The following is an 8,761-nucleotide window of genomic DNA, read 5'->3' on the forward strand; positions in this document are numbered from 1 at the left end:
CGAACCCGCCGATCATGCTGGCGATGCCCAGCAGCCACACCGGCCGGCGGGCCAGCCGGACCACCAGCCCCACGTCGAACCCCCTGGCCTGAGTGCCCTTGGCCCCCATCCGCTGGCATACCGACGAGGCGGCGGTGCACACGCTGGCCGCGACCGCCAGCACGATCGCCTTATCCATCACTGTCTCCTTTCGCCGGACAGCCACCAGCTCCCTGTGCACAGGGGCACCGCTGCCAGTAAGGATGGCCGTGCGGTGCTAACGCCTCGTTGAGGCGCGATTGAGCGCGGCTCCGTGCCCCTTGCCCAGGCATCCAGGCAGGCCAGCACCTGCCGGCAGCGGACATCCCCGTGCCGGCGGCACACCCGAAAGCGCGCACATCAGCCGGTACGGCTCAAGGGGCTGCGAACCAGGCCCTGGCCGCGGGTGAGCAGCCGGGCCGAATGCGTGGAGACGATCCACGCGCCGGTGCCGTCGGCCCACGGCGTGCTCGCTGAACCGGGCGGTAGCCACGACGTGGTTGTCGATCCCCAGAGTCATCATGTCGTGGGTGATCCGGAGTGCCATGGTTGAGCCTCCCTTGACTGGGAGGCCCGGCAAACCAGAACCAAAACTAAGGACCAACGCACTCAGATTTCACCAGACCGAGCCAGACGTCCCCGGACATTAGAGCGGCTCTGAAGTGCAGTAACCGGACGCAGCGCGACGCTGTCAGACGAAACCAGGCTGCATGGCATGCAGAAGGTCAGGGCTTCGAATCCCCTTAGCTATCGCGAACCTCGAGGAGCTTCGGCCCGGATCCCGCGGGCGAAGCGAGGTCCGCATCCTGTTCGTCTTCGACCCGTGGCGATCTGCGATCCTGCTCGTCGCCGGCGATAAGGCGGGCAGCTGGAACAAGTGGTACGCAAGGATGATCCCCCGTGCCGAGCAGCTCTGCGAGATCTACCTGAAGGAACGGGCAGCAGAGGGAAGGCAGCCAGTGACCAGTTACACCACGTGGGACCGCGACGCCTACATCGAGCGTGTCGGCGGCCCCGAGGAAGCCCAACGGCGCCGCAAGACCCTGATGGCCCGGCAGAGCGGACAGCGGCTCGCCGACGAGCGCAAGCAGCGCGGCCTCACCCAGGCCCAGCTCGCTGAAACCATGGGCGTCACCCCGGGCCGGGTCTCCCAGATCGAGCGCGGCGAACTGTCCACCATCGAGGCCATCGCCCGCTACGTCCAGGCCCTCGGCGGGCGCCTCGACCTCGTCGCCAACTTCGCCGACCACACCCTCACAGTGACCACCACCGACGCCGCCTGACAACAGGCACCCGGCCCTGCACGAGCAGCCACTTCCAAGCCAGGGCAGCGATGGCGGCCAGACCTCCGCTGAGCAGGAGTGGTGGTTGGCTGGTAGTCGCGGTCCTGCCAGGCGGCAGCCTGCCTGCACTGATGGCCGCCCGGCGACTTCATCGTCAGCGCGGCCGCGCGACCGATAGGGTCATCCGGTGACAATAGGCCATCGCCATCGGCGCCGTCGGCCGCTCGGGCGGGCTGGCCGTGCCTGAACTGCCTGAGGTCGAGTCGGCCCGCACGGTCATCGAGCGGGCCGGGCTGCACCGGGTCATCTCCGACGTGGATGACACCGACAGCTATGTCTGCCGTCCGCACCGGCCCGGCGAGATCAAGGCCGTGCTGCTCGGCCGCACGCTGACTGCCGCGCACCGCCGCGGCAAGAGCATGTGGTGCGACACCTCCCCGGTGGCCGGCCACGGCGATGGCGAGCCGGGCCCGCTGCTCGGCATCCACCTGGGCATGTCCGGCAAGATCGTCATCGCCGACGGTCAAGGCAACGAGATCGACGGCGGCGACTACTGGGAACGCGGCAGGGCTAAAGGCGACTACCGGTACTCGCGTTTCAGCCTGACGTTCGCCGACGGTGGTGCGCTCATGCTGGTCGACCCGCGGCGCCTCGGCCGGGTCCGGCTCGACCCGCCGCTCGAGGCACTCGGCCCGGACGCCCAGGCGATCACCCCGGCGCAGTTCCGGGCGGCGTTTGGCCGCAGCACCGCGCCGGTCAAGGCCCGGCTGCTCGACCAGGATGTCATCGCCGGCATCGGGAACCTGCTGGCCGACCAGATCCTCTGGCAGGCGAAGATCAACCCGGCCCGGCCGGTCGACGAGCTGACCCCGCCCGAAACCGGCCGGCTGCTCCGCGCCCTGCGCCGGACGGTGAGCGCCGCGGTCGACGGCGGCGGCGTCCACACCCTCACGGTGATCCCGTTCCGGCGGCCCGAGGCCGCCTGCCCGCGCTGCGGCAGTCCGATGGCGCACGGCACCGTGGGCGGGCGCACCACCTGGTGGTGCCCGCGCGAACAGAGCTGACCGGAAACGTGGCCGGGACCGCCGGCCGCAGGAATGGACCACCTGTCACCGCTCGAGATGCCCGGCCAGGTCGCGAACCACTCTGTCCTATTCGTCGCCAGCCCCCTGGCTTGCCCATCTGACAATAGCCACGCTAACCGGCAGCAGTCGGCACGGTCCGTTCAGAAGAAAAGCTCTTATCCCGAACGGACGGTGCGCTCAGCCCGCATGCTGGAGGCCGACGGCCGCCTTTTCGATCGTGGGTTCCTCCAGCAGCACCATGTTCGCCGCCGGGCCGAGCGGGACGAAGCTGTCCTCGCTGGTCACCCGCGCAATCAGGCCCGGCTACGGGGCCCTGGGTGGAATCGATTTGTCCAGGTGAAGGCCACACCGACAGCGCAGATGACCGGCAGCCGCATATCCAGCCGGGTCGGCCCGCTCGCAAGCGGATGCCGCCGAGCTAGCGGCGGCCGGGGAACCACGCGCCCGTTCGGGCTGATGCTCTTGACCTTTCCGAACGGGCGCGGCTGACTGCGGCAGCGCCGGCTGACCCCGCAGCTAGGCCATAGCGCAGCGGATCCACCGATCGAGGCCGTAGTCGTCGGGCTCCAGGGCGAGCTCGTATTCCACGATGCTGGGACCTTGGGCGACCAGGGAGGCGCCCAGGTTCCGTAGCAGCCCGGCGCTCGCGGCGTTGTCTGTGGAGACCAGGGCGGTGAACCGGTGGATGCCGGCCTGCCGGGCCAGGTCGGACAGTCGGGAGAGCAACTCGGTGCCTAGTCCCCGCTCTTGCCAGTCGTCGACGATGGTGACGGCGATCTCGGCGGCTTGCGGGTCGCGGGCGTCCCGGACGTAGCGGGCGATGCCTACGCCGCGCCCGTCGGCGGCGCTGAGCGCGCCGATTGCCTCGTGGTCGTGGTGGTCGATCTCGGTGAAGTAGCGCAGCTCCGTGGCAGACAGCGTGGTTTTCGGGCCCAGGAACCGCAGCTGGCGGGATCGGGGGCTCAGCCGGGCGAATCCATCGGCCAGCAACGGCGCGTCGGTGCCGCGAACCTGTCTGATCAGCACCGTCGACCCGTCGCGCAGCACCACTTGGGTCCCTTCTGCCTGATTGAGCTGCATGACTAGACCCCGTTCTGATGCGCGGTACACGTCCCCCGAGACGTGGGTGACTGACAGCTCAAGTCCACCAGCGAGCCGCCCCCGCCGCATCGGGCGTACCAGCCATCTTGCGCTGGCCGGATCAGGCCATTTGCGGCGCCGTGGCCGGTCTGCGTTCGGCCTCATGCGCGCGAGGGGCTTTGCGGCGGTCGATGCTGAGTTCGCGGGCTATCGCCTGCTGGCTGTGGCCTGCGGTGTGCCAGGCTCGTACCGTCTGTTCCAGGAACGCACCCGCCGGTGGCACACTCTGGCGCGGCACCGGCAGGTCGGCCACGCCCTCGCAGATGCGTTTCAGTCGAGGCTGATGAGCTGACCTGATGAGCAGCATCAAGAGCTCGAAGGAGCCGACCAGCGCCACTGCGGGTCACGCGCTGACTAGGACACCTACCGCGCCGTGGCCCAGGCCGTGCGCCAGGTTGGCACCGACCGTCGTAGCGATCCCGGCGGCCAGGCTCCACGCGGCCAGTAGTGGCACCCGCTGGCCGCGGCGGCTGGCGTCGAGCACCACCATGGACGCGGCCCAGGTCAGCGCGGTCATCATCTGGTCGCGGGTGAACAACCGGGCGGGGTGAGTCGAGACGATCCACGCGCCGTTCTCGTTGGCCGCGTCATGCTAGCTGAACCGGGCGGTGGCCACGACGCGGTCATCGATCTTCAGCGTCATCGTGTCGTCGGTGATGTAAAGAGCCATTCCGGGCCTTCCTTGGCTTGGGAGGGCCGGAAAGCAAGTGACAAACCAAGTGACAACGACCCCAGGCAGCGCCAGACCGAGCCAGACGTCCCCGGACATCAGAGTTGCTCTGAACTGCGGCAACCGGACCTAGTACGACGTCGTCAGACGAAACCATGCTGCATGGCACAATGCCGCTTAGCTTAAGTTGGTCACGCCTCCCAGCTGCCCGGAATATCAGCATAAGAGTACCAAGATCGAATAAATCCGTGTCGTTTCCGTCGTTATAGTAACGGAAACGACACGGATTTCGAATAGATAATCTCAGGCTGGGTGCAATCCGGTGATTGACGGCTGTCCGGGCAGCGGCGCGACGCGTGCGCAGTCGCAAGCTAAGCGGCATTGGGCCATACGTGGCAATTTGGTATGCCTGGACGTGGTGACGTGCTCCGCGAGGTGATGCGCGAAACGCGCACCACCCAGTCCTGCCTGTCCCGCCTCAGTGGTGTGCGCCAGCCCAGTATCAGCCAGTTCCTCTCTGGCAAGGTCGACTTGAGCGACGAGCAGCTCGACCGGCTGCTGTCCTGCATGGGTTATCGCCTCGAAGTGGTCCGGCGGCCAGTCATCCCTGACCTAACCCGCTCGGAACGGAGATCCTGGCGCCTCCACCGCCAGCTCTCCAACCACCTGACCAAACGCAGCCTTGAGGAGTGGCGTCCCGTCATCGAGCGCAACCTCCGTCGGCTTCGCAGCAGCGTGACGGGGCAGCCGCACTGCCGCAATCTTGACCGGTGGGACTCGCTCGTGGAGCGCAGCGACGTGCTCGGCCTGCACCGCGTCCTTACCGGCCTCGACCGTGATTCCATCGAAATGCGCGAGGTCTCACCCATGAGCGGACTCCTCCCCCAGAGCGAACGTCAGGCCGTTCTCCAAGGGGCGAGCTGATGCGACGCGATCAGCTTGAGCACGGCGTCGACCTCGAGACGTCTGCACTGCCAGCCGGCTGGCGCGACCGGCTCGTCAAGATACAGAACGCCAACACCGCAGCCCCAGGCGGAGCGCCGCGGTACACCGGCTGGTGCCTCGACAAGGAAGACCTGTGCGTCGCCAAGCTCATCATCCACGGAACCATCTCGGTGTCGGTGATGCAGGTGGCCAGCAGCCGGTTGGCCGGAAAGCGGCTGCAGTTATGTAGCGCGACCGCGAGCAATGCGGACGTATTCCTCATAGTCAGCGACGGTCATCCGCCACGGCCCCGCCCACCAGCAGAAACGGCTATGCTGCTAGTTCTGCGTAAAAGGTGATGGTATGCGCTTCCGGGGGAGGTGGCGGAATGATGGATGGAGCAGCCAGTACGGCGGCCGGGCAGCAGGGCGGCCCGCGCGTCGCGGGAGGCGGGGCGGCCACGTCACCGCAGCAGCTCCGCCAACCGCCGCAGCCAGCCCAGTTGCTGGTCCCCGACGGCAAAAACGGCTCATGGGAGGGCTACCGGGCGACCGGGGTCGGCGCCTGGGAGTGGTACATGGCCTCGGGGCTGCTCTGCCTCGACCAGCCTTCGATGGATTTGCTTGGCGTCGACCCGGACACCTACGACGGACGTATCGAAACCTGGATCAGTCACGTTCATCCCGACGACATCGCCTGGGTCACCGCCGAAGTGGACAAGGCGATCAGTACGCGCGGGGCGTACCAGGCGGAGTACAGGATCTGCCGGCCGGACGGCAGCAATCGCTGGCTGCTGGTCCGCGGCCAGGTTGAGGCAGACGCGGACGGGAACCCGTTCCGGATGCTGGGCACGGCATGGGACACGACACAGGCACGCACGACCGATGACGGCCTGCGCAGCGCCTTGCGGTATATGAGCGACGGTTTCCTTTCTGTCGACAAGGACTGGCGGGTACTCTTCGCCAATGCCGAGGCCGAGCGTCTGCTGACCTCCCAGCATGACCTGACCGGGCGGCTGCTGTGGAACCTGCTCGTGATCCGCCGGGTACCGGGCCTGGAGGCCCGCTGCCGGGAAGCAGCCGACGGGACGACGCCGACGAGCTTCGATGTCCAGTGGCCGGACACCGGACGCTGGTATCGCTTCCGGCTCGTCCCCGTGCCTGACGGCCTGGCCTGCTACTTCACCGACGTCACCGCGTCGCGCGTGCGCCAGGCCGACCAGGTAGCGGCCGAGCGCACGGCGGCCAAGCGCTCGGCCCGGATCCAGGATCTGGCTTCCGCCCTGGCCGAGGCCGTCACCTCGCTGGATATCGTGGCCGCGGTTGCCGACCGGGTACTGCCGCCGTTCGGGGCCTCCGGGCTGATCATCCAGGTAATCGAGGATGGCCGGATGCGCACGGTTGGGGCGGTCGGTTACTCCCAGGCTTTCCTCGACCTGGTCAACGGCCCGGTGCCCGATCTCACCCCGGCCGCGGATGTGCTGGCCCGCCGCCGGCCCTCGTTCATCTCGTCAGCGGACGAGTACAAGCGGCGCTACCCGGCCACGGCGGACCTGCTGGCTATATGCGGCAAGCAGGCGTGGGCGTACCTGCCGCTGGTCGTCTCAGGGCGCGTGGTGGGCTTGTGCGTGGTCTCCTTTGACCGGCCGCGCCTTCTCACGGGCGCCGAGCGCGCGCTGATGACCACGCTCAGCGGCCTAGTCGCCCAGGCTCTGGAGCGTGCCCGGCTCTTCGACGCCGAGCACGCCCGGTCTCAGGCGCTGCAGCGCGCCCTGCTGCCGCGGCAGTTGCCTGAGCTGCCCGCCGTCACCGCGGCGGCCAGGTATCTCCCCGCCGGACGGGGCATGGACGTGGGGGGCGACTGGTATGACGTCATCCCGCTGTCGGCCGACAGGGTTGCCCTGGTCATCGGTGACGTCATGGGGCACGGGCTGCCAGAAGCGGTCATCATGGGGCGCGTACGCACCGCGCTGCAGACCTTGTCCGACCTCGAGCTGCCACCCGACGAGATCCTGGCACACCTCAACGACCTAGTCTCCGGCCTCGGTGACGACTCATTCGTCACCTGCCTTTACGCGATCTACGATCCGACGACCAGCAGCTGCACCATGGCCAGAGCGGGCCACCCGCCGCCCGCTGTCGTCTGCCCGGACGGCACTGTTCATTTCGCGCCGGCCGAGGGCGATCCGCCGCTGGGCGTGGCCGGGCCTCCGTTCGAGGTGTCGGAGCTGCGGGTTCCGGACGGCGCCCTGCTTGTGCTGTACACCGACGGCCTGGTCGACTCGACCAGCTGCGACCCGGCTGTAGGCATGGATCGCATGGCTGGGCTGCTCCGGGGGCATCAGGCCGAGGGCCTGGACCAGTTGTGCGACAGCCTCACGCAGGCACTGTTGCCAGATGATCAGCAGCGGGCCGACGACGCTGCCCTGCTCGTGGCCCGGGTCCGCGCCACGGCACCGGACGCCGTCGCCACCTGGTCGCTGCCCGAGGACCCGCGGGCGGCCGGCGCTGCTCGCCGGTACGTGCGCGACCAGCTCGCCGCCTGGCGGCTGGAGGAACTGACGATGACCACCGAGCTGGTCGTCAGCGAGCTGGTCGCGAACGTGGTCCGGCATGCGCGTGGTCCGTACCGGCTTCGCCTGCTGCGCAGCCGGAGCCTCGTCTGCGAGGTCTTCGACGGCAGCCTGACCACGCCGCGCCCCCGCCGGGCGGCCTGGACTGACGAGGGCGGCCGTGGCCTGCAGCTGATCGCCGCGCTCTGTGACCGCTGGGGGACCCGGAATGTGGCGACCGGGAAGGTCATCTGGACCGAGCAGTCCCTGCCCACGCCTCCTTCTGCCTGACTGGCGCCTCGGCCGCAGACGGCACGATCCGGCCCGCTGCGGATTCAGCCTGGCGCTGCTGGGGTCAGCCGCGCCCGTTCGGGAAAATGCAAAAGAGCATCAGCCCGAACGGACGCGTGGTTCCTCCGGTACCCTCAGCCGGGCATGATGCGCTGCCCGGGCACCCGCGCCGGGCTCACCAGCCAGCGCATCGTCTCCATGCTGCCCAGCTGGTCAACGCGGCTGATCATCTCCGGGAGCGCTTCCGACTGGGTGGCGTGCGCGGCGGCGGCCGACTTCTGGATAGCCCGGGCGACCTCCGCTTCGGCCCCCAGATCCACGGTCCAGGCGCCGGACACGCCCGGCCTGGTACGGGCCGCGAGCGGCACCCCCGCCAGCAAGGCGGCGGACGTCGTGGCGCGGGCGACGGCCGCATCGCCGATGTCACCCGTCTCTGGCGCGACGACGAGCATTAGGTCGGCGGAGTACTTGCTGATCGCATGCTGAATTCGTCCCGTCAGCTCGGACGTGCGGTAGCGGTGCAGCCTGCCGTCACGGTAACTGGCGACAGAGACCTGGCTGATGCCGAGGATCGAGGCGGCCATCTGGATTTCCCAGGGCCGCGCCGCCTCAATCCGCGTGAAGCCGGTGCTCTGCGCGGCGGTCTCGCCCAGGGTCAGGCACAGCAGGCTCAGGCTGGCCCCGGATCGGCGGAAAGCGTACAGCGGCCCGCCCAGATCGGCCGACTCCTGCCCAGGCCGCGCCGTCACGGCAAGCACGCGAACCGCGCTGGGCAGCGAGTCGAGCGTGAAAGCGCGGG

General features: G+C 68.7%; 9 protein-coding genes. 5 read left to right on the forward strand and 4 right to left on the reverse strand.

Going from position 1 to position 8,761, the window contains the following annotated elements:
* Positions 1-728 precede the first annotated feature (728 nt).
* Both WA805_RS19900 and WA805_RS19905 read left to right on the forward strand, forming a co-directional pair.
* The gene (locus WA805_RS19900; RefSeq protein ID WP_422288660.1) at positions 729-1,301 is read left to right on the forward strand and encodes a helix-turn-helix domain-containing protein; all 573 of its coding nucleotides are present in this window, start codon (positions 729-731) and stop codon (positions 1,299-1,301) included.
* A 239-nt stretch (positions 1,302-1,540) separates the two neighbouring features.
* Complete coding sequence (locus tag WA805_RS19905) at positions 1,541-2,365, forward strand: Fpg/Nei family DNA glycosylase (RefSeq protein ID WP_425243083.1); 825 nt, start codon at positions 1,541-1,543, stop codon at positions 2,363-2,365.
* Positions 2,366-2,902: 537 nt separating this feature from the next.
* On the opposite strand, the gene WA805_RS19910 is transcribed toward WA805_RS19905, so the two are convergent.
* The 3 genes from WA805_RS19910 to WA805_RS19920 form a co-directional block, all read right to left on the reverse strand.
* Positions 2,903-3,466, reverse strand: coding sequence for a GNAT family N-acetyltransferase (locus tag WA805_RS19910; RefSeq protein ID WP_422288658.1), 564 nt, complete (start codon positions 3,464-3,466; stop codon positions 2,903-2,905).
* Positions 3,467-3,587: 121 nt separating this feature from the next.
* Entirely contained in the window at positions 3,588-3,863 is a 276-nt protein-coding gene (locus tag WA805_RS19915) for a hypothetical protein (RefSeq protein WP_422337534.1), read from the reverse strand.
* 6 nt (positions 3,864-3,869) lie between these two features.
* Positions 3,870-4,064 carry a hypothetical protein gene (locus tag WA805_RS19920; protein WP_422282115.1) on the reverse strand — a complete coding sequence of 65 codons (195 nt, stop codon included), beginning with the start codon at positions 4,062-4,064 and terminating at the stop codon, positions 3,870-3,872.
* Positions 4,065-4,619: 555 nt separating this feature from the next.
* On the opposite strand from WA805_RS19920, the gene WA805_RS19925 reads away from it, so the two are divergent.
* From WA805_RS19925 to WA805_RS19935, 3 genes are read left to right on the forward strand one after another with little or no spacing between them, the layout of a single operon-like run.
* Positions 4,620-5,120, forward strand: a complete 501-nt coding sequence (locus WA805_RS19925; RefSeq protein ID WP_424558905.1) for a helix-turn-helix domain-containing protein — start codon at positions 4,620-4,622, stop codon at positions 5,118-5,120.
* Positions 5,120-5,479 carry a hypothetical protein gene (locus WA805_RS19930; RefSeq protein WP_425243084.1) on the forward strand — a complete coding sequence of 120 codons (360 nt, stop codon included), beginning with the start codon at positions 5,120-5,122 and terminating at the stop codon, positions 5,477-5,479. Before WA805_RS19925 ends, WA805_RS19930 begins: the two co-directional genes overlap by 1 nt.
* Before the next feature lie 29 nt (positions 5,480-5,508).
* Positions 5,509-7,962 (forward strand): SpoIIE family protein phosphatase, encoded by a 2,454-nt coding sequence (locus tag WA805_RS19935; RefSeq protein ID WP_425243085.1) that lies wholly within the window; start codon positions 5,509-5,511, stop codon positions 7,960-7,962.
* A 134-nt stretch (positions 7,963-8,096) separates the two neighbouring features.
* Here the strand turns inward: WA805_RS19935 and WA805_RS19940 are convergent.
* Positions 8,097-8,761: PIG-L deacetylase family protein (locus WA805_RS19940; protein ID WP_425243086.1), on the reverse strand; the 665-nt coding region annotated here is incomplete at its 5' end.

It is taken from the genome of Trebonia sp. (genome assembly GCF_049794275.1).
Taxonomy (GTDB): Bacteria; Actinomycetota; Actinomycetes; order Streptosporangiales; family Streptosporangiaceae; genus Trebonia.